Source organism: Streptomyces sp. NPDC098789 (assembly GCF_044759975.1).
GTDB lineage: Bacteria > Actinomycetota > Actinomycetes > Streptomycetales > Streptomycetaceae > Streptomyces.
The window spans coordinates 42,381-63,122 of sequence record NZ_JBIWAJ010000026.1; the positions used below are offsets into that span (position 1 = coordinate 42,381).

General features: G+C 70.7%; 19 protein-coding genes. 7 read left to right on the top strand and 12 right to left on the bottom strand.

Annotated elements, in window-relative coordinates:
- Positions 1-58: 58 nt before the first annotated feature.
- From moaC to galU, 3 genes are all read right to left on the bottom strand, one after another.
- Positions 59-538 carry a cyclic pyranopterin monophosphate synthase MoaC gene (gene moaC, locus ACIQWR_RS36345; protein WP_330330888.1) on the bottom strand — a complete coding sequence of 160 codons (480 nt, stop codon included), beginning with the start codon at positions 536-538 and terminating at the stop codon, positions 59-61.
- Positions 539-611: 73 nt separating this feature from the next.
- Positions 612-1,982: a gephyrin-like molybdotransferase Glp gene (gene glp, locus ACIQWR_RS36350; protein ID WP_404018764.1), complete on the bottom strand. Its 1,371-nt coding sequence runs from the start codon at positions 1,980-1,982 to the stop codon at positions 612-614.
- A gap of 4 nt (positions 1,983-1,986) precedes the next feature.
- Complete coding sequence (gene galU, locus ACIQWR_RS36355; protein ID WP_399264243.1) at positions 1,987-2,889, bottom strand: UTP--glucose-1-phosphate uridylyltransferase GalU; 903 nt, start codon at positions 2,887-2,889, stop codon at positions 1,987-1,989.
- A gap of 95 nt (positions 2,890-2,984) precedes the next feature.
- Between galU and ACIQWR_RS36360 the strand changes: the two genes are divergently transcribed.
- Positions 2,985-3,596 (top strand): 5-formyltetrahydrofolate cyclo-ligase, encoded by a 612-nt coding sequence (locus tag ACIQWR_RS36360; RefSeq protein ID WP_404018767.1) that lies wholly within the window; start codon positions 2,985-2,987, stop codon positions 3,594-3,596.
- Between the two features lie 3 nt (positions 3,597-3,599).
- Here the strand turns inward: ACIQWR_RS36360 and ACIQWR_RS36365 are convergent, their stop codons facing one another.
- Positions 3,600-6,482, bottom strand: a complete 2,883-nt coding sequence (locus ACIQWR_RS36365; protein ID WP_404018769.1) for a penicillin acylase family protein — start codon at positions 6,480-6,482, stop codon at positions 3,600-3,602.
- A gap of 190 nt (positions 6,483-6,672) precedes the next feature.
- Between ACIQWR_RS36365 and ACIQWR_RS36370 the strand changes: the two genes are divergently transcribed.
- From ACIQWR_RS36370 to mscL, 6 genes are all read left to right on the top strand, one after another.
- Positions 6,673-8,241, top strand: coding sequence for a potassium/proton antiporter (locus tag ACIQWR_RS36370; protein ID WP_404018945.1), 1,569 nt, complete (start codon positions 6,673-6,675; stop codon positions 8,239-8,241).
- Positions 8,242-8,688: 447 nt separating this feature from the next.
- Positions 8,689-10,041 carry an MFS transporter gene (locus ACIQWR_RS36375; protein WP_404018772.1) on the top strand — a complete coding sequence of 451 codons (1,353 nt, stop codon included), beginning with the start codon at positions 8,689-8,691 and terminating at the stop codon, positions 10,039-10,041.
- 67 nt (positions 10,042-10,108) lie between these two features.
- Positions 10,109-10,438, top strand: a complete 330-nt coding sequence (locus ACIQWR_RS36380; RefSeq protein WP_404018775.1) for an FmdB family zinc ribbon protein — start codon at positions 10,109-10,111, stop codon at positions 10,436-10,438.
- A gap of 221 nt (positions 10,439-10,659) precedes the next feature.
- Complete coding sequence (locus ACIQWR_RS36385; RefSeq protein WP_404018778.1) at positions 10,660-11,523, top strand: S-methyl-5'-thioadenosine phosphorylase; 864 nt, start codon at positions 10,660-10,662, stop codon at positions 11,521-11,523.
- A gap of 367 nt (positions 11,524-11,890) precedes the next feature.
- On the top strand, positions 11,891-12,370 hold the full coding sequence (locus ACIQWR_RS36390; protein WP_404018781.1) for a hypothetical protein: 480 nt from the start codon (positions 11,891-11,893) through the stop codon (positions 12,368-12,370).
- Positions 12,371-12,493: 123 nt separating this feature from the next.
- Positions 12,494-12,994 carry a large conductance mechanosensitive channel protein MscL gene (gene mscL, locus ACIQWR_RS36395; RefSeq protein ID WP_399264229.1) on the top strand — a complete coding sequence of 167 codons (501 nt, stop codon included), beginning with the start codon at positions 12,494-12,496 and terminating at the stop codon, positions 12,992-12,994.
- Between the two features lies 1 nt (position 12,995).
- Here the strand turns inward: mscL and ACIQWR_RS36400 are convergent, their stop codons facing one another.
- The 8 genes from ACIQWR_RS36400 to pflA form a co-directional block, all read right to left on the bottom strand.
- Positions 12,996-13,202 (bottom strand): hypothetical protein, encoded by a 207-nt coding sequence (locus tag ACIQWR_RS36400; RefSeq protein ID WP_404018784.1) that lies wholly within the window; start codon positions 13,200-13,202, stop codon positions 12,996-12,998.
- A gap of 31 nt (positions 13,203-13,233) precedes the next feature.
- Positions 13,234-14,661 carry a NarK family nitrate/nitrite MFS transporter gene (locus tag ACIQWR_RS36405; RefSeq protein ID WP_404018787.1) on the bottom strand — a complete coding sequence of 476 codons (1,428 nt, stop codon included), beginning with the start codon at positions 14,659-14,661 and terminating at the stop codon, positions 13,234-13,236.
- Positions 14,662-14,663: 2 nt separating this feature from the next.
- Entirely contained in the window at positions 14,664-15,032 is a 369-nt protein-coding gene (locus ACIQWR_RS36410) for a hypothetical protein (RefSeq protein ID WP_404018789.1), read from the bottom strand.
- The gene (locus tag ACIQWR_RS36415; protein ID WP_404018792.1) at positions 15,029-15,706 is read right to left on the bottom strand and encodes a Rieske (2Fe-2S) protein; all 678 of its coding nucleotides are present in this window, start codon (positions 15,704-15,706) and stop codon (positions 15,029-15,031) included. Before ACIQWR_RS36415 ends, ACIQWR_RS36410 begins: the two co-directional genes overlap by 4 nt.
- Entirely contained in the window at positions 15,703-16,302 is a 600-nt protein-coding gene (locus ACIQWR_RS36420; RefSeq protein WP_404018795.1) for a 4Fe-4S dicluster domain-containing protein, read from the bottom strand. Before ACIQWR_RS36420 ends, ACIQWR_RS36415 begins: the two co-directional genes overlap by 4 nt.
- A gap of 7 nt (positions 16,303-16,309) precedes the next feature.
- Complete coding sequence (locus ACIQWR_RS36425; protein ID WP_404018798.1) at positions 16,310-18,610, bottom strand: molybdopterin oxidoreductase family protein; 2,301 nt, start codon at positions 18,608-18,610, stop codon at positions 16,310-16,312.
- On the bottom strand, positions 18,607-19,722 hold the full coding sequence (locus tag ACIQWR_RS36430) for an MFS transporter (RefSeq protein WP_404018801.1): 1,116 nt from the start codon (positions 19,720-19,722) through the stop codon (positions 18,607-18,609). The genes ACIQWR_RS36425 and ACIQWR_RS36430 overlap by 4 nt, the downstream gene beginning before the upstream one ends.
- A 145-nt stretch (positions 19,723-19,867) precedes the next feature.
- Positions 19,868-20,710, bottom strand: a complete 843-nt coding sequence (gene pflA / locus ACIQWR_RS36435) for a pyruvate formate-lyase-activating protein (RefSeq protein WP_404018804.1) — start codon at positions 20,708-20,710, stop codon at positions 19,868-19,870.
- Positions 20,711-20,742 lie beyond the last annotated feature (32 nt).

Here is a 20,742-nt window from a genome sequence, read left to right on the forward strand (position 1 = left end):
CCGTGGTCGTCGCCGTGAGCGTGACCGTGACCGTGGACCTCGTCGCCGCGCGGGGGGTTCACGCGCGGTTCCAGTCGCCGGACTTGCCGCCGGTCTTCTCCTCCACCCGGACGTCGGTGATGACCGCGCCCTTGTCGACGGCCTTGACCATGTCGATCACGGTGAGTCCGGCGACCGCGACGGCGGTCAGCGCCTCCATCTCGACGCCCGTGCGGTCGGTGGTCTTGACGGTGGCCAGGATCTCCACGGCGTCGTCCGTGACCGACAGGTCGACCTTGACGCCCGAGACGGCGAGGGGGTGGCACAACGGGATCAGGTCCGGGGTGCGCTTGGCACCCATGATCCCGGCGATCCGCGCGGTGGCGAGGGCGTCGCCCTTGGGCACGCCCTCGCCCCGCAGCAGTTCGATCACCCGGGGCGAGACGAGCACCCGGCCGCTCGCACGGGCCGTCCGCGTCGTGACGTCCTTCTCCGACACGTCGACCATCCGGGCCGCGCCGGCCTCGTCGATGTGCGTCAGCCTGCTCTGCGTGCTCATAAGTGCGTGCTGCTCCCGTCCGGGCCCCGCAAGGGCCTGTGTGGTGCAACACGCTACCCGCACCGGGCGGGGTTCAGCCGAGCAGGACCACTTCCAGCTCGCTGCCGGGCTCCACCGAGGTCACGTCCTCCGGCACCACCATCAGCGAGTCCGCGTGCGCGAGCGCCGCGATCAGGTGCGATCCCGATCCGCCGACCGGGCTCACCGTCCCCCGCTCCGGGTCGTGCTTGCCGCGCAGGAACTGGCGGCGCCCGGCCGGCGAGCGCAGCGCCTTGTCGGCTTCGAGCACCGCGCGGACCACCGGGCGGTGCAGGTCCGCCGCGGGCAGGCCCATCAGGGCCCGGATGGCCGGCCGGACGAAGAGTTCGAAGGAGACGTACGAGGACACCGGGTTGCCGGGCAGCGCGAGCAGCGGGGTCGCGTCGGGGCCGACCGTGCCGAAGCCCTGCGGCTTGCCGGGCTGCATGGCCAGCTTGCGGAAGTCGACCCGGGTGGTGTCGACGTCCTCCTCGTCGGTGGCGCCCGACGCGGCGCTCGCCACCGGCGTCAGGGCTTCCTTCACCACGTCGTACGCGCCGACGCTGACGCCGCCCGTCGTGACGATCAGGTCCGCCCGGATGAGCTGGTCCTCGATGGTCGAGCGCAGGGTGTCGGCGTCGTCGGCGACCGCGCCGACCCGGTAGGCGATGGCTCCGGCGTCACGGGCCGCGGCGGCCAGCGCGAAGCTGTTGGAGTCGTAGATCCGGCCCTCGGTCAGCGGTTCGCCGGGCTGGACCAGCTCGCTGCCGGTGGACATGACGACGACCCGGGTGCGCGGGCGCACCCGGACGGTGCCGCGTCCGATGGCGGCCAGCAGGGCGATCTGCGGCGGGCCGAGCACCGTCCCGGCACGCAGTGCGAGGTCGCCCGCCTGTACGTCGCTGCCGCGCGCGCGGACGTGGGCGCGCGCCTCGGCGGCCCGGTACACCCGGACCTCGCCGCGCCCGCCCTCGGGGGCCTCGCTGGCCGGGGTCATCCCCGCGGCCGCGCCGCCACCCGTACCGCCGTCGGTCCACTCGACCGGTACGACGGCCTCCGCGCCCGGGGGCAGCGGGGCGCCGGTCATGATGCGGGCGGCCTCGCCGGGGCCGACGGTCGGCAGCTTCCCGCTGCCCGCCGCGACGTCCCCGATGACCGTCAGCACCGCGGGGAACTCCTCGCCCGCACCCTGGACGTCGGCCACCCGGACGGCGTACCCGTCCATGGAGCTGTTGTCGAAGGGCGGGAGGGCGACGGGCACGGTGACGTCCTCGACCAGGACACAGCCCTGGGCGTCCAGCAGCTGGAGCTCGATCGGCTCCAGCGGCCGGATGGCGGCGAGGACGTCCGCGAGGTGCTCGTCGACCGACCACAGACGCTGCTGGTCGTCCGCCGGTCGAGGATCCTGCGGTGCTGAACTGGTCAAGGTGCTACATCTCCTCCGTGACGTAACTGTGAAGCCAGGTGCGGAACTCCGGGCCCAGGTCCTCGCGCTCGCACGCGAGGCGAACGATGGCCCGCAGGTAGTCCCCGCGGTCCCCGGTGTCGTAGCGGCGGCCCCGGAAGACCACGCCGTGCACCGGGCCGCCGATGGACTCGTCGGCGGCCAGCTTCTGCAGGGCGTCGGTGAGCTGGATCTCCCCGCCGCGGCCCGGCTCGGTCTCCCGCAGTATGTCGAAGATCGCGGGGCTGAGGACGTACCGGCCGATGATCGCGTAGTTGCTGGGCGCTTCGTCCGCGTCCGGCTTCTCGACGAGACCGGTGATCTTGACGATGTCGTCGTCGCCGGTCTTCTCCACGGCGGCGCAGCCGTAGAGGTGGATGGACCGGGGGTCCACCTCCATCAGCGCGATGACGGTGCCGCCGGTGCGCTGCTGGAGTTCGACCATCTGCTGGAGGAGCGGGTCGCGCGGGTCGATCAGGTCGTCGCCGAGGAGGACGGCGAAGGGCTCGTCGCCCACGTGCGGGGCGGCGCACAGCACGGCGTGACCGAGTCCGCGCGGGTCGCCCTGCCGGACGTAGTGCATGGTGGCCAGGTCACTGGACTCCTGGACCTTCTTCAGCCGGTCGTCGTCGCCCTTGGCGATCAGGGCCGACTCCAGCTCGTAGTTGCGGTCGAAGTGGTCCTCCAGGGGCCGCTTGTTACGCCCTGTGATCATGAGGACGTCGTCGAGACCGGCAGCGACTGCCTCTTCGACCACGTACTGGATGGCCGGCTTGTCCACGACCGGGAGCATTTCCTTCGGGGTGGCCTTCGTCGCCGGGAGGAAGCGAGTGCCGAGGCCCGCGGCCGGGATGACGGCCTTCTTGATCACGGGGTGCAACTGAGTCATGGGCAGAACGATAGTCGGTGGCTCTGAACGCCTTGCGAACACCCGGGTGAATTGTTCCGCATTTGTCCTGAAATAGAAGGGTCTGAGAACCAGCTGTGGTACAGAACCGTTCCAATAAAGCGGAGTTGCGCCGCTCACTTCTGGCCGCCCGCCGCGCCCTGCCCGACGAGACCCTGCGCAGGTCGGCCCGCGCACTGGCCGAGCGCGCGCTCGACCTGCCCGAGCTGGCCGACGCCGGCTCCGTGGCCGCGTACGTCTCCATCGGCTCCGAACCCGGCACCCGGGACCTGCTCGACGCGCTGCGCGGGCGCGGAGTCCGCGTCCTGCTGCCCGTCCTGCTCCCGGACAACGACCTCGACTGGGCCGCGTACGAAGGTCCCGCGAGCCTGGCCGCGGCCGCCCGCGCCGGGAAGATGACCCTACTGGAGCCGGCCGGCCCGCGGCTGGGTCCCGACGCGGTCACCGACGCGGACGCGGTGCTGCTGCCCGGGCTCGCGGTGGACGGGCGCGGGATGCGGCTGGGGCGCGGCGGGGGTTCGTACGACCGGGTGCTCGCCCGGCTGGAGCGCGCGGACGCCCATCCGGCGCTGGTGGTGCTCCTCTACGACGAAGAGGTGGTCGCGCGGGTCCCGGAGGAACCGCACGACCACCCCGTGCACGCCGTGGTCACCCCGTCGGGGGTGCGCCGCTTCGAGCCGCTGGCGTGACGCCTACGGCTTGAGCGTGAGCGTCTCGACCGTCGCCTTGGCGACCGCCTCCTTGCCGAACGCCCAGTCCAGCAGCTCGCCCTTGGCCCACATGTCCGTCTGGTCGGTGTAGTGGTCGGCGTACGCGTGGCCCGAGGCGCCGGTGAGGTTGATCCACTTCGACTTGTCGAGGTCGTTGAGGTTCACGACCATGCGCATCGAGGGGACCCAGGTGACGTCGTAGCCGCTGGAGGCGTTCCAGCCGGTGGCGTTGACCGTGGCCTCGCCGCCGCCCAGGTTCCAGGGACCGCGGTTGAGCAGCCACTTCATGAAGCCGGGGCCCTCGGTGCCGATCGTCTGGTTCTTCAGCGTCAGCTGGTGCAGCCGGCCCCAGCTCCAGCTGGACTGGTCCTTGCCGAGCTTGGCCGTCAGCTCCCAGCGGGCGTCCTTCATGGCCCGGGCGAAGAGCTCGTCGCGGGTGGTGGTCGCCTTGTCCGAGTACAGGGCGGGCGACTGCCACCAGGCGGACTTCTCGTCCTTGACCAGCTTGCGGACCACCTCGAACCAACGGTCGCCGCCGTCGGGCTGCGCCGAGTCCGAGTCGCGCTCGCCGCACTCGCGGACCACCGTGGCGAGGTCGTCCGCCGGGCCGGTGCCGTTGCCCTTGACGTTCATGCAGCTGCCCTTGACCCGCAGCTCCTTCGGCATCTTGTCGCCGAAGGACAGCTTGAGGATGTTGCGCCAGACCGCGTTGAAGTAGGCGGCCGCCGCCGAGTCGGGCTCCTGCGTGTAGTTCCAGCCCTCCAGCAGCTTCTGGGCGGAACGCACGTCCGGGTCCGAGACGCGGATCTTGGTCAGCATGGGCGCGAGCAGCGTGGCGATCTCGCTGCTGTTGTCCATCTGCATGGTGCGCATGTCGTCGGTGGAGATCTTGCCGCTGTCCTTGATCTTCGCCTCGATGAGGTCGTTGATCCGCTGGCTGCGGGCGCCGTAGCCCCAGTCGGTGGTCAGCGTGTACGGGTACTTGCCCGCTCCGGTGCCGCTCTCGATGACCGCCTGGTTGGCGGTGACGACGTAGCCGCGCTGCGGGTTGAACTCGGAGGGCAGCTCGTTCTGGGGGATGAACCCCTTCCAGGCGTACTTCGAGTCCCAGCCCGGCGCCGGCATCCGGCCGTCGCCCGTGGTGCGCAGCGGGATCTTGCCCGGGGCCTGGTAGCCGATGTTGCCCGTCGCGCCCTTGTTGTCGGCGTAGATCAGGTTCTGCGACGGGACCTCGAAGTCGGCGGCGGCGGCCCGGAAGCTCGGCCAGTCCTTCGCCCGGTTCATCTTGAAGACGGCGTCCATCGATTTGCCCGCGTCCAGGGCGGTCCAGCGCAGGGCCACGGCGTAGCCGTTGCCGCGGTCGGGGGCCGTGCCGCCGACCGGGGCGCGGGCGCCGACGGTGCCCAGCTCGTCGCTGCGGTCGGAGACCAGCGGGCCGTTGTTCGTGGTCCGCACGGTGATCTTCTTCGAGGTGCCGCCCGCGATCTTGATGACCTCTTCGCGGGTGGTGAAGGGGAGCACCTTGCCGTCGTAGACGTAGCCCTCGGGCTTGACCTGCTCCAGGTAGAGGTCGGTCACGTCGGCGCCGAGGTTCGTCATGCCCCAGGCGATGTCCGCGTTGTGGCCGATGACCACGCCGGGCATGCCGGAGAAGGAGAACCCGGCCACGTCGTACTGGCAGGACGCCGAGGCCGTCCGGCAGTGCAGGCCCATCTGGTACCAGACCGAGGGGAGCTGCGGGGCCAGGTGCGGGTCGTTCGCGAGCAGCGGCTTGCCGGTGGTCGTGTACTTGCCCCCGATGACCCAGGAGTTCGATCCGATGCCGCTGCCGTTGGGACCGAGCAGGGCGGGGATCTGGTCCAGGGTCGAGGCCAGCGCGGTGAGCTGGGTGCGCAGGCCCGCGCTGGCGCCCTGGACGGTGGTGTTGTCCACGGCGCTGGTGTTGGCGGAGGCGTTCGATCCGTTGGTGGCGGGGCCGGCGGAGGAGCCGGTACCCGTGCCGGTGCCGGTGCCCGTGCCCGTTCCGGTACCCGTACCCGTACCGGTACCCGTACCCGTTCCGGTACCCGTCGAGCCCGTGCCCGAGGTGGAGCCCGGGGCGCCCTGGGTGACGAACTTGCCGCCCTCGACCTTGCCGCCGTCGACGATCGACTTGTTCCGGTCGAAGGGGTACGGCGGGTACAGCTCGTCGATCTGGGCCTGCGTGAGCTTGCCGGTCATCAGCGAGCGGTCGATCTCTTCCTGCATGTTCCCGCGCAGGTCCCAGGCCATCGCCTTGAGCCAGGCCACGGAGTCGACCGGGGTCCACTGCTCGGGCTTGTAGTCGTCGCTGAGCTTGAGGGCGGCGTGCTCGACGGAGAGGTCCTTGCCGGACTTGCCCTTGAGGTACTCGTTGACCCCGTCGGCGTAGGCCTGGAGGTACTTCTTCGTCTCGGGTGAGAGCTTGGTGTCGTACTCGGTCTGCGCGACCTGCCGCCAGCCCAGCGTGCGCAGGAAGGCGTCGGTCTCGACCTGGCCGGCCCCGAACATCTCGGAAAGACGGCCGGAGGTCATGTGACGGCGTACGTCCATCTCCCAGAACCGGTCCTGCGCGTGCACGAAGCCCTGCGCACGGAAGAGGTCCTGGTCGGTGTCGGCGTAGAGCTGGGGGATGCCCTTGGCATCGCGCTTCACCTCTACGGGCGCGGTGAGTCCGGCGAGCTTGAGCGTGCCGGTCGTCTGCGGGTAGGAAGCGCGCAGCGTGTCCGCGCTCCAGTACGCCCCGTAGCCAAGGCCCGCGACGAGCGCCAGCACCAGCGTGAGCACGATCAGACGGGCGCGTCGTCCCTTCTTCTTGACGGAAGGGGCGGATTCTTTGGCGGGCATCGCTGTCCTTCGCGGGGCAGGGTGGTCCTGGAGTGCTGGAGCAACCATAGGCGCAGGGCGCCCGGGAGTGATCCGCGAGGGGTCCCGGCGGCTGGCAGCAGGGGCGATGGCCGTTTCACAATGTGAGTAGAGCGTCAAGAAATCGTCAAATATTAGGTAAGGTAACGAAGTACTTGCCGCCGGAGCAACGATCCGGCAGGCGCTCCGAGGGAAGGATCGCCCGCTGACTGTCCACCAGCTCAATGAGCTTCTGCTGGTCTGCTCGCTCGTGCTGCTCATAGCCGTCGCAGCGGTGCGCATCTCCTCGCGCAGCGGGCTCCCCAGTCTGCTCATCTACCTCGGCATAGGCATCGCGATAGGCCAGGACGGCATCGGCAACGTCGTCTTCGACAATGCGGAGCTGACGCAGGTCATCGGCTACGCGGCCCTCGTGGTGATCCTCGCCGAGGGTGGTCTGGGCACGAAGTGGAAAGAGATCAAGCCCGCCCTGCCCGCCGCGATCGTGCTCTCGCTGGTCGGCGTCGCGGTCAGCGTGGGCGTCACGGCCGCCGGAGCGCACTACCTGGTGGGGCTGGAGTGGCGCCAGGCGCTGCTGATCGGAGCCGTCGTCTCCTCGACGGACGCCGCCGCCGTCTTCTCCGTCCTGCGCAAGGTGCCGCTGCCCGCGCGGATCACCGGCGTGCTGGAAGCCGAGTCCGGCTTCAACGACGCCCCCGTGGTGATCCTCGTCGTGGCCTTCGCCACGGTCGGCCCGGTGGACGACTGGTACGTACTGCTCGGCAAGATCGCCCTCGAACTCGCCATCGGCGTCGCGATCGGCCTGACCGTGGGCTTCCTCGGGGCCTACGGCCTGCGGCACGTGGCGCTCCCCGCCTCCGGCCTCTACCCGATCGCCGTGATGGCGATCGCCGTGACGGCGTACGCGGCCGGGGCGATGGCCCACGGCTCCGGCTTCCTGGCGGTCTACCTGGCGGCGATGGTGCTGGGGAACGCGAAGCTCCCGCACTGGCCCGCGACCCGGGGGTTCGCGGACGGCCTCGGCTGGATCGCCCAGATCGGCATGTTCGTGCTGCTGGGCCTGCTCGTCACCCCGCACGACCTGGTCCACGACTTCTGGCCGGCCGTGATCATCGGCCTGGTGCTGACGATGGTGGCGCGCCCGCTGGAGGTCTTCCTCAGCCTGCTGCCCTTCCGGCTGCCGTGGCAGGAGCAGGCCCTGATGTCCTGGGCGGGGCTGCGCGGCGCCGTCCCCATCATCTTGGCCACCATCCCGATGGTGTCCGGGATCGAGGGCAGCGACCGGGTCTTCAACATCGTCTTCGTGCTCGTCGTCGTCTACACCCTGGTGCAGGGGCCGACGCTCCCCTGGCTGGCCCGCAAGCTCAAGCTCGGCGACCAGGCGCCCGGGGCGGCCGACCTCGGGATCGAATCGGCGCCGCTGGAGCGGCTGCGCGGACACCTGCTGTCCTTCGGCATACCCGAGGGCTCGCGGATGAACGGGGTCGAGGTCAGCGAGCTGCGGCTGCCCGCAGGGGCCGCCGTCACGCTGGTGGTGCGGGACGAGAAGAGCTTCGTACCGCTGCCCGCCACCGTGCTGCGGCGCGGGGACGAGCTGCTGGTGGTCGCGACGGATCCGGTGCGCGACGCCACGGAGGCCCGACTGCGGGCGGTGGCCCGGGGCGGCAAGCTGGCGGGCTGGCTCGGCACGGGCGGGTCGACAGCGGTCACTCATCGGGGTCCGAAGCAGGGCCTGAAGTAAGACCTGAGCTAGGGCCTGAAGTAGGGCCTGAAGTAGGGCCTGAAGTAGGGCCTGAAGTAGGGCCTGAAGTCGGACCCTAAATAGAGTCCGAAATAAGACAGGTTCGATGCCGAGTGGCCGGTTCTGCCCTGTTTTCGGGGGGACCGGAAGGCGAAGTTCCCGTTAATCGCAGGTGAAGAGATGCGATGTCGCCACAATCACAGGGCGCAGTGGGCGGTATGCCTGTACCATGAAGGCACACCATATCGAACCAACTCTGTCTGACGCAGAGCTGGCGCGACCGCTCGGCGGCCGTGGCACCCTCCCGCAGTGGGGCGCCCAGGTATCACTCGGTTCGGCGCAAGAGGACAGCTCTCGGGGCTCCCACATGTACGGGTGCGACTCGCTCACAAGGCGCCGCACCGTCCGCAGTCGGGGAGTTCTACCAGGCAGCGGAAAGGCAAGGCCGTGACATCCGCGGTCACGACCGAGAAGTCCCGCCCCGGCTACGGCCAGCTCCTGCGCACGCCCGGTGCCCTCAGCTTCCTGATCCCCGGCTTCGCCGCACGACAGCCCTTCGCGATGCTCACCATCGGCATCGTCCTGCTCGTCCAGCACACCACCGGCTCCTTCGGTGACGCGGGCGTCGTCGCCACCGTCACCGGCATCGCGATGGCGCTGTTCGCCCCGCAGATCGGCAAGCTCGCCGACCGGCGTGGCCAGAGCGCCGTCCTGATCCCCACCGTCTTCGTGCACGCCGCGTCCGTCGTCGGCCTGACCGCGCTGGCCCTGCTGGACGCCCCGCTGTGGGCCCTCGCGCTCGCGGCCGTCCCGGCCGGCGCCTCGGTCCCGCAGGTCGGCCCGATGGTCCGGGCCCGCTGGGCCGCCAAGCTCGAAGGCTCGCCGCTGCTGTCGACGGCCGCCGCCTGGGAGTCCGTCACCGACGAGCTGACCTTCGTCGTCGGCCCGGTGCTCGCGACCTTCCTGTGCACCACCGTCCACCCCTCGGCCGGTCTGCTCACCGAGGCGGGCCTGACCCTCATCGGCGGCCTGCTCTTCGCCGCGCAGCGCGGCACCCAGCCCAAGCCGGTGCCCCGCCTCGCGGGCGGCGAGAAGCACGCCTCGGCGCTGTCCTTCCCGGGGCTCCGCGTCCTGATCGTCGCCTTCGTCGGCATCGGCGCCGTCTTCGGCGGCATGCTGATCTCGCTCGCCGCCTTCTCCGAGGAGATCGGCAACCCGGGCGCGAACGGCCTGCTCTACGGCATCTTCGCGGGCGGCAACATGATCGCGGGCATCGCCTGCGGCACGATCGCCTGGAAGATCGGCCCGCGCCGGCGCCTGATCCTCGGCTACGTCGGCCTCACCGCCGCCGCGTCGGTGCTGTGGACCGTGAACTCGGTCTTCCTGCTCGGCGCGCTCGGCCTCGTCGTCGGCCTGTGCATCGCCCCGGCCCTGATCACCGGCTACACGATGATCGAGCAGCTGGTCCCGGCCGCCTCGCGCACCGAGGCCTTCACGGCACTGACCGGTGCGGTCGCCTTCGGGCAGGCCGCCGCGGTCACCGTCGCGGGCCGGCTGACCGACGCCTACGGGTCCTCGTACGGCTTCCTGGTCCCGGCGGCGGCCACCGCGCTGGCGCTGCTGACCCTGCTGGCACTGCGATCCAAGCTGGCGCCGAAGGCTCCGAGCCGGGTCATCAGCTCGTCGCAGAAGCCGGGCCAGAACACCGCCCAGAAGCCGTCCGGCACGTCGAAGCCGGAGGCTACCGTGCGGGTGAATGAGCGTGTCGTGGGTCACCGCATACCTGTGACGGTGGACTGATCCGCCGGAATACGTCACCATGGAACGTCGTTAGCACTCATTGAGTGAGAGTGCCAGGAGGAAATTCGTGCCGACCTACCAGTACCAGTGCACCGAGTGCGGTGAGGGCCTTGAGGCCGTGCAGAAGTTCACCGATGACGCACTGACCGTGTGCCCGAGCTGTGACGGACGCCTGAAGAAGGTGTTCTCCGCGGTCGGCATCGTCTTCAAGGGTTCCGGTTTCTACCGGAACGACAGCCGCGGCTCCTCGTCGAGCAGCACGCCGGCCGCCAAGCCCGCGTCCTCGACGACCGCGTCCGCTCCGGCGGCTTCGGCTTCGTCGTCCTCCTCGACGTCGTCGTCCTCGACCTCGTCGTCGAGCGGTTCCTCCAGCAGCGGCACCACCTCCGCCGCCTGACGTTCCGCGCGGTACCGCGCTCCGTGCTGCGCGGCGCCACGTGCCGCGCGCCAACGCGTTCCACGGAGCGTCACGTTCCACGGAGCACCATGCTTCGCGAAGGGCCCCGCCACCGGTCACCACCGGCGGCGGGGCCCTTCGTGCGTCCGTTCCCGGGTCCCCCGCACGGGTGATCCACAACCCCCCGCGAGGGTTCGGCGGGCTGCCTTTAGGGTGGGGCCATGGCGAACGCAGAGATCGGTGTCATCGGTGGCTCGGGCTTCTACTCCTTCCTGGAGGACGTGACCGAGATCGAGGTGGACACCCCGTACGGCAAGCCCAGCGACTCCCTCTTCCTCGGCGAGCTGGCCGGCCGCCAGGTCGCCTTCCTGCCCCGCCACGGCCGTGGCCACAAGGTCCCGCCGCACAAGATCAACTACCGCGCCAACCTCTGGGCCCTGCGCTCGGTGGGCGTCCGCCAGGTGCTCGGCCCCTGCGCGGTGGGCGGCCTGCGCCCGGAGTACGGCCCGGGCACCCTGCTCGTCCCCGACCAGCTGGTCGACCGTACGAAGTCCCGCGCCCAGACCTTCTTCGACGGCGAGCCGCTGCCAGGGGGCACCTCCCAGGCCGGAGGCTCTGGGGGAGGCTCCGTCCCGAACGTCGTGCACACCACCTTCGCCGACCCCTACTGCCCCGTGGGCCGCGCGGCCGCCCTGGCCGCGGCGCGGGGACGGGACTGGGAGCCGGTGGACGGCGGCACCATGGTCGTCATCGAGGGCCCGCGCTTCTCGACCCGCGCCGAATCCCGCTGGCACGCGGCGGCGGGCTGGTCGGTGGTCGGCATGACGGGCCACCCCGAGGCCGTCCTCGCCCGCGAGCTGGGTCTCTGCTACGCCTCGATGGCCCTGGTCACCGACCTGGACGCGGGCGCCGAGACGGGCGAAGGGGTGTCCCACACCGAGGTCCTGCGGGTCTTCGGCGAGAACGTCGGCCGGCTGCGCGAGGTCCTCTTCGACGCGGTGGCCGCCCTGCCGGCGACGGAGTCGCGCGACTGCCTGTGCACGCACGCGCACGACGGCTGGGACCTGGGCATCGAACTGCCGTAGCGGACGGGGTCGCGGCGGCGCACGGGGTCGCGGCGGCGCACGGGCTCACGACGGCGGACGGGCTCGCTCGCTCGTGTGGGTGACGGGGTTGTCCACAACCTGGGGACCGTCCACAGGCCGGAGCGGGATCCGGCGGACGGGCGGATCGTGAGGGGGGTCCGGGCAGATCGCCCGGGCTCACCTGACGAAGGGTGTGACGGCCATGTCCGCTTCTCCTTACGCTCGTTCCTCCTCCGCCTCCGGCTCTTCCTCCTCCGCTTCCTCTTCCTCCCCTTCCTCCCTTTCCCCCTCTTCCTCCCCTTCTTCCTCCCCCTCTTCCTCCCCCGCCTCCTCCTCCGGCGCCGGTTCTGCTGCTCCGTGCGGGCCCGTGCACGCCGTTCCGGACTTCGCCCCGCTGCGGGTGGGCCGGAGCGGGGACCGGCTGCGCAGGGCGGTGCGGCGCAGGCGCCGGGTGGTGGGCGCGGGGCTCGCCGTGGCGGCGGCTGCGCTGGCCGCTGCCGCCGGAGCCGAGGCCAGGGCCTCGCGGGCCGCACCTCCACCACCGCCCCCGGCGGCCTCCGGCGCCGGGCGGGCCGTTCCCGTACCGCTGGTGTCGGCGCCGGTGCGGATCGCGGACGCTGCGACGGTCAGGCTCCTGCGGGTCGGGGACCGGGTGGACGTGGTGGCCGCGGAGCGGGACGGTCCGCCGCGGGTGCTGGCGGAGTCCGCCAGGGTCGCCGAAGTGCCGCCCGGGGAGAAGGGCGTGGGGGACGCCGGGGCGCTGGTGGTCCTGTCCGTGCCCCGGGACACCGCGCGGGCCCTCGTGGGCACGGGCACGGTGGCGCGATTGGCCGTGACCCGGTGCTGACTCGTACACACACCCGATCAAGTCGCCTGATGGTGTGCACCGATTGGACACGCCGGGCCCGGACTGCCGTAGTTTTCGGAACCGTTGGCTCCGAGTGCAGTACGAGCGAAATGAGATGCAGTGGTGAGCGAGAAGAACACCGGCCTCCTGGCAGGCTTCAAAGCCTTCCTGATGCGCGGCAACGTGGTCGACCTCGCGGTGGCCGTGGTCATCGGTGCGGCGTTCACGAACATCGTGAACTCGGTGGTCAAGGGCATCATCAGCCCGCTGGTCGGCGCGATCGGCACCAAGGACCTGGACAAGTACTCGTCCTGCCTGAAGAGCCCCTGCGAGACGAACGCGACGGGGGAGGTCGTCTCCGGCATCCCGATCATGTGGGGCTCGGTGCTGAACGCGACGCTCAGCTTCCTGATCACCGCGGCCGTCGTCTACTTCCTGATGGTGCTGCCGATGGCGAAGTACCTCGCCAAGCAGGAGCTGCGGCGCAAGGCCAAGGAAGGCGTCCAGGAGACCATGGAGATCAGCGAGCTGGAGGTCCTCAAGGAGATCCGCGACGCGCTCGTCTCCCAGCGGGGCGGGGGCGCGGCCGGTCAGGGAGGCCAGGGCAGGGACGGCTCGGCCTGACTCAGACGTGGTGCGGCGGCTTCTCGTCGAGGAAGCGGGCCAGGTCGGCCGCGCTGTCCGCGGCGGGGGGCCGTTCTCCCCAGCCGCGGTCCGTGTCGTCCGAGGACTGCCGGTCCAGCGGGTCGCCGAAGTCCAGCTTCGGCTTCGGCTTCGGCCGGGTCCCGGCGGGCTGGGGCGACTGCGGGCCGGAGGCGGGGGCGGTACTCATGCCTCAAGGGTACGGCCGCCCCCGCGACGGCTCAGCTGGGCGCCTCGGCACCCTTGCGGGCGTAGAACCACCAGCAGACGACCAGGCAGGTCGCATAGAACCCGATGAAGATCCACAGGGCGGTCGTCACCTGGAGGTTCGCGAACATCGCCGGGATGAAGAAGAAGCCGTAGGCGGCGATCGCGGAGGAGAAGCCGGTGACCGCGCCCGCCTCCATCTCGGACTGCTTGAGGGCCGCGGCCTGCGCCTCGGGGCCCTTCCCCTCGGCCTCCTTCGCGTGCTGGTCCCGGAAGATGACCGGGATCTGCCGGAAGGTCGAACCGTTGCCGAGGCCGGAGAAGAAGAAGGCCACCAGGAAGCCGACGAAGAAGGTCCAGAAGCTTCCCTGGTCGCCGCCGGAGGGCAGCGCGAAGATCACCACGACCAGCGCGGCCGCCATGCCGACGAAGGAGAGCATGGTGACCCTGGCCCCGCCCATCTTGTCCGAGAGCCAACCGCCGGCCCAGCGCATGATCGCGCCGACGAAGGGTCCGATCCAGGCATAGGTGGTGGCCTGGTAGCCCTGGGTCTCGAAGTTGTTCTTGATGAGCAGCGGCAGGCCCGCTGCGAAGCCGATGAAGGACCCGAAGGTGCCGACGTAGAGCCAGGTCATCAGCCAGTTGTGCTTGCGCTTGAAGATGATCTTCTGCTGGCTGAAGGGGGCGGCGGCCACCTTCAGGTCGTTCATCAGGAACCACGCGAGCAGGGCCATGATGACCAGCAGCGGCACCCAGAGGAACGCGCCGTTCTGGAGCCAGATGTCGGTGTTCTTCTTGGCGTCGTGCTGCGGACCGCCGGCGGGGGCGCCGAGCACGGCGGCGGTGACCACCAGCGGTGCGACCAGCTGGACCACGCTGACGCCGAGGTTGCCGAGGCCGCCGTTGAGCCCGTTGGCGCTGCCCTTCTCCCGTTTGGGGAAGAAGAAGCCGATGTTGGCCATCGAGGAGGCGAAGTTGGCGCCGCCGATGCCGCAGACCGCCGCGATCAGGGCCAGCTCCCAGTACGGGGTGCCCGTGTCCTGGAGCGCGAAGCCCAGCCAGAGCATCGGGGCGACCAGGACCAGCGTGCTGATCGCGGTGAACTTCCGCTCGCCGAAGATCGGCCCGATGAAGGTGTACAGGATCCGGAAGGTGCCGCCGGTGATGCCGGGGATGGCGGTCAGCCAGAAGAGTTGGGACTTGGAGAAGCCGAAGCCGACGTCGTTGAGCTTGACGACGGTGACCGACCAGACCTGCCAGACCACGAAGCCGAGCATCAGCGCGGGGACCGAGATCCACAGGTTGCGCTGGGCCACCTTGCGGCCGGTGGACTGCCAGAAGCCGTCGTCCTCGGGGCGCCAGTCCGCGATGGTCGCGCCGGGCTTGTAGCTCTCGGCCCGGTGCGAACGGGGCGCGGGTGTGACGGGCGTGGGTATGGACATGGTCATCGGTCCTTCGGGTCGAGGATCCACAGACCCAGCACGACCAGGAAGGACAGGAACAGGAATCCCGCCCCCCACCAGGCCGTGTGGGTGTTTCCCTTCATCCACTCGTTGACGGTCACGGTCAGCGCCCAGAGCTGGCCGATCACCACGGTGAGGGCCAAGGCGAGACGGGCGTTGAGCTTCGAGGAGCGCTCCGGTTCCTGCTCGGTCCCGGCTCCCGGGCCTGGGCCCGTGTGCCGGATCCGGGGGTCGCCGTAGCCGCTGGTGGCGCGGATCTGCGGGTAGCGCTCCCGGACCGGCCGGTTGAGCCGGGGCTGGGCACTGCCCGGCCGGTAGTCGGGCGGGGGAGGCAGCTGGGGGTCGCTCATGTCCGCCTGCTCTCGGTGGCGCGGTCGCCGCCCGGGCAGCCCAACCGGGCGGCCATCTCGGGGCGGGCGTCGCTGAACTGTCGGCACAGGGCGTCCTTGGCCGGCTCTCCGGACCGGGCGGTGGCCACGGCCCAGACGCTCCCGTCGACCTCCTCGCTCAGGAAGACCTTGGGGAGCGGGCGGGGCGGCGGGCCCGCGGTGACCTCACCGGTACGGGCGTCGAAGACGCCTTCGTGGCAGGGGCAGTAGAGCTCCCCCTCGGCGCCGCGGTCCTCGCGCCACAGCACCGCGCAGGCCAGGTGGGTGCAGACGGCGGAGTAGCCGACGAGGCTGCCGTCCTTGAGGCGCACGGCCACCGCCCGGTCGTCGTCGCCGGGGAAGCGGAAGGCCACGGCCTCCCCCGGCGGGAGCAGGTCGGCGACCTTCTTGGGCTTCGGCAGCGTCTCGTTGTCGCCGTGCCGGTGCAGGATGCCCGCGGCGACGCCCACCCCGCCGATGGCCAGGCCGCCGGAGACGGTGGCGACGATGCGCAGGTAGTCGCGCCGGGTGGTCAGCGAGTCGGCGCTGATCCGGTCGCGCAGCTGCTCGGCGGCGGCGTCCACCCCCGTGTCGGGGCCGTGGTCGGGGCCGTGGTCGCCGCCCGGAGCGGGAGCGGGCTGTTCGGTGACGCTCATCGGACATCCACTCCGTTGATCTCGACGACGGGGAGCCCGCCCGGGACGGGCCACTGCACCTTGTCGGCGGGCACGACCATCGCCACGCCGGTCTGGACGACCACGTCGCCGAAGGCGAAGGAATCGGCCACCTGGACGCCGGGGCGCTCGGCCTGGAGTTCCTCCAGGGTTCCGTAGAACAGGGCGCCGGTGGGGCAGACCGTGGCGCACATGGGGGCCAGGCCGTAGGCGGTGCGGTCGTAGCAGAGGTTGCACTTCATCTGGAGCTTCGCCTGGAGGTCGATCTTCGGGACCCCGAAGGGGCAGGCGTTGACGCAGTTGCTGCAGCCGATGCAGCGGGTGGTGTCGGCCTGTTGCACCACGCCGTCGGCGGTCACCAGGATCGCGTCGGCGGGACAGACCTCGGCGCAGGGCGCGACCGGGTCCTCGCAGTGCATGCACACCGTGGGAAGGGAGGCGACGGACATGCCGGGCTCGGTGTAGTCCAGGTGGATCATCGATTTGCCGCGGTGCGAATCGCATTCGCGGCAGGCGGAGACGCAGGCCTGGCACCCGATGCAGCGTCCGGGGTCGATGAAGATCGTTCTGCCCATCATGGCGCGATCAGCTCCTCTCCGCCGTGCCGCGACCCTGGGGGGCCGTGGGGGGCAGGGGGTCGGTGCGGGACACCTGGGTCTCCGGGTAGGCCTCGCGACCGGGGGCCGTGGGCGGGGCGGGGACCTCGTCGACCCGCTCGGCCGACTCGATCCGGGCGGCGCAGACCTTGTACTCGGGGATCTTGGAACGGGGATCCAGGGCGTCGATGGTCAGGGCGTTCGCCGCCGTCGGGACGGGCCAGTGGTAGGGGATGAAGACGGTGTCCGGCCGGATCGCCTCGGTGACCAGGGCCGGGAAGACCTCGCTGCCCCGGCGGGTGACCACCCGTACCGGATCGCCGTTGCGGAAGCCGTGCGAGGGGTGGACCTCCACCCACGGGCGCGGGGTCTGCTCGACCAGGGCTCCCAGCCGGCGGGTCTGGTTGCCGGAGAGGAAGTGCGCGACGGTACGGCCGGTGGTGAGGGAGAGCGGGTACTCCTCGGTGTAGGCGTCCATCGGCGGATGCCATTCGACGACCTGCATGTGCACCCTCCCGTCCGGGTGGAAGGTCTTGCCGCCCTCGAACAGCCGGGGGGTGCCCGGGTGGTCGGTGGTGGGGCAGGGCCAGGCGATGCCGCCGGTCTCCTCCAGCCGCTCGTAGGTGATCCCGTAGTAGTCGTTGACCGTGCCGGCGGAGGCGATCCGCAGCTCTTCGAACACCTCGCGGGAGCCGGGGAAGTCGAACTTGTCGCCGACGCCGAGGCGGCGGGCCAGTTCGCACATCACCCAGGTGTCCGTGCGGACCCCGGCGGGCGGCTCCTGGGCCTTGTTGTGCTTGACGACGCGGGCCTCGGTGTTGGCCATGACGCCCTCGTCCTCGGCCCAGACGGTGACCGGGAAGACCACGTGCGCGTTGTCGGCGGTCTCGGAGAGGAAGAAGTCGAACTGCGCGTGGAATTCGAGGGTGTCGTAGCCCTCCTTGACCGTCGCGTAGTTCGGGAGCGAGACGAAGGGGTTGTTGCAGATGCCGATCAGACCGCGGATCTCGCGCCGCTGCATCTGCCAGACCATCTCCATCATGGAGGTGCCGGCGCGCGGGAGCTCCGATTCCTCGATGCCCCAGATCGCGCAGATCTGGCGGCGGTGCTCCTCGTTCATGATGGAGCGGCCGCCGGGCAGCAGGTCGGACTTCTGGCCGTGTTCGCGACCGCCCTGGCCGTTGCCCTGGCCGGTGATCGTGCCGTAGCCGGCGCCCGGCTTGCCGAGGTTCCCGGTGGCCGTGCAGAGGTTGATGATCGACAGGCAGTTCTCGACGCCCTGGGAGTGGTGCTCGACGCCGCGCGCGTGCATGGCCATCGCGCTGCCGGCGCCGGCGAACATCCGGGCGACCTGGACGACCTGGGAGGCCGGGATCCCGCAGATCTCGGCGGCGCGCTCGGGCGGGTACTGCGCGGCGGTGGCCTTGACCTCCGCCCAGCCGGTGGTGTGCTCGGCGAGGAAGGCCTCGTCGGTCAGGCCCTCCGCGACCACCACGCCCAGGACGGCGTTGAAGAAGGCCGAGTCGGTACCGGGCTTGAGGGCGACGTGGACGTCGGCGGTGCGCGCGATCGCCGTCTCGCGCGGGTCGACCACGATGAGCGAGGCCCCGCGGTCCCGGGCGCCCCACACGTACTGGGTCATCACGGGGAAGCACTCCCCCACGTTCGACCCGGCGATCAGCAGGCAGTCGGTGAGCAGGATGTCGGAGAAGGGGTTGCCCGCCCGGTCGATGCCGAAGGCGAGCTTGTTGGCGCCGGCCGCGCTGACCATGCACAGCCGCCCGTTGTAGTCGACGTGCCGGGTCTTGAGCGCGACCCGGCCGAACTTGCCGACCAGGTAGGTCTTCTCCGAGTACAGGCTGGCGCCGCCGAGCAGCCCGAAGGCGTCGTTTCCGTGTTCGTCCTGGATGCGCCGGATCTCGGCGACGGTGTGGTCCAGCGCTTCGTCCCAGGACACCTCCTTGAAGGGTTCGTCCCGGGAGCGGCGCAGCAGCGGAGCGGTCAGCCGGTCGGGGTGGTTGACCTGCTGGTAGGCGTTGATGCCCTTGGGGCACAGGCGCATCCGGTTGATGTCGTGGTTGCGCGGTTCGACGCCGAAGACCTTGCCGCCCTTGTCGACGCGCAGGTACATCCCGCACTGCACGCCGCAGAAGCAGCAGTGCGTGGGGACGAGGGTCTCGCCGTTCTGGTCCGCGTGCCACTGGTCGGCCGGGATGCCGCCCGCGTCGCGGAAGTTGCGGGTGCCGGGCGGGGCGAGGGAAGGGTCGAGCGGGATGCGCCGCGTGCTCACTTGAAGCCCTTCTTCACGTGGTTGAGGTACGCGCCGCCGCGCAGCACCCGCTTGCAGCGGGGGCAGTATTCGGCCCAGGCGTCGAAGTTCAGGTTCAGGTCCTTCATCGTGCCGCGCAGGTTCTCGACGTACGGGGCGGTGTCCACGGTCTCCCCGCACCGCTTGCAGGCGAAGATCTGCTCGTCCTGGCGGGCGGTGTACTTGAAGAGCTGCATCCCGACGGCGGCGGGCCGCTGCACGATGTGGAAGAACTTCCCGAAGGGGATGTAGATGAGCGTGAAGACCACCGAGACCATGTGCAGGATCGCCAGGAACTCGTAGCCGCCGCCGTGCAGGAAGATCGAGGAGAAGGTCAGCAGCAGCCCGGTCACGGAGATGACGATGAGCATGATCAACGGGAGCAGGTCGTAGGCGAAGCGCTGCCCGGTGATGGCTCCGCGGTCCTTCATCCGGCGCCACAGGAAGTAGGAGGCGCCCGGGATGACGAGGACGGCGGCGATGTCCAGGCCGTGGAACATCAGCCAGCCCACCACGCTCAGCGCGTCGTAGCCGAGCACCTTGAAGCCCCAGATCCGCATCTCGTAGCCGGGGCCCGTGGCGTTGCCGGAGGTGAAGGTGAACCAGCCCCAGGTCAGCGGGAAGGTGATCGCCGCGGCGAGGATGCAGCCCCAGAAGATCATCTGGTGGGCGGCCCAGCGGGCGTGCGAGCGGGCGCCGAGGAACTTCTGGAAGCCCAGGTAGGTGGCGATCATCTTCGGCAGGGCGGTGGGGGCCTTGCGGAAGTTGGCGGCCGAGAAGAGGCTGCCGAACCCCTTCTTGAAGAGGCGGCGCGCGCCGGGCGCGGAGACCCACACGGTGTAGCGGTAGGCGACGCCGAAGGCCAGGAAGACGGTGGCGACGGCGTACGGCAGCAGCGCGGAGTCGAAGTCCCGCAGCAGCCGGCTGCCGAGCACGATCGCCACGATCAGCAGCAGGGAGACCGTGGCGCCCGCCAGCGTGGCCCGGGCGGTGACGGACCGCCCGACCGCGGGCCGCGGCCCCGGCCGCACCTGCGGCGGGGGCGCCTCGTCGGGGGGTGGCGCTTCGGCGAGTACTTCTGAAGGCTCGGGCACAGGACCACGTTAGGCCGTATGTCCTGATTCAGCCCGCTATGAACCCTCTCCCGCTGGGCCATTGGAGGGACGGGCGTTCACGCGGGACGGGCATTCACGCGGGACGGGCGTTCACGCGGGACGGGCGTTCAGGCGGGACGGGCCATCAGACGGCCAGCAGGCCCTGCGCCGCGAAGACCGCCTTGGCCCGCGCGACCTGCTCGGCGCTGGGCGAGGGCGTGTCGTGCAGGGAGAACTCCATGTCCAGCGCCTCCCACTTGCTCTCCCCCAGCTTGTGGAAGGGCAGTACGTCGACCCGCGAGACGTTGCCGAGGCCCGCGGCGAAGGCCGCGACGCCCTCGATGTTCTCCTGGGCGTCGGTCAGCCCCGGCACCAGCACGAACCGCAGGTGCACCTCGTTGCCGAGGTCGGCCAGGCGCCGGGCGAAGTCGAGGGTGGGCTCCAGCGGGCGGCCGGTCACCTTCTTGTAGGTCTCCCGGTCCCAGGACTTGATGTCCAGCAGGACCAGGTCCACGTCGCGCAGCAGCGCGTCGGTGGCGCGCGCCCCCAGGAACCCGGAGGTGTCCAGGGCGGTGTGCAGCCCGAGGTCGTGCTTCATCCGGTGCAGCAGCTCGCCCGCGAAGACGGGCTGGAGCAGCGGCTCGCCGCCGGAGATGGTGGCGCCGCCGCCGGAGGCGGTGATGAAGCGGGTGTACTTGCGCGCCTCGGCGATCACGTCGTCGGCCGAGGTCCGCTTGCCGCTGCGCATCCGCATGGTGTCGGGGTTGTGGCAGTAGAGGCAGGCCAGCGGGCACCCGGCGAGGAAGGTGACGAAGCGGGTACCGGGACCGTCCACGCCCGTCGACAGGTCCCAGGAGTGCACGGAGCCCTCGCTCGGCCGCTGGGTCGCGGCGGCGGCGGGGGTCTGCCCCGCGCTGACGGGGGCGGCTCCGAAGGGGAGGGCGTTGGCGGCGCCGACGGGGATGTTCGTACCGAGCAGGACGGTCATGGCAGGTGCTCCAGATTCGAGGGGCTGATCTG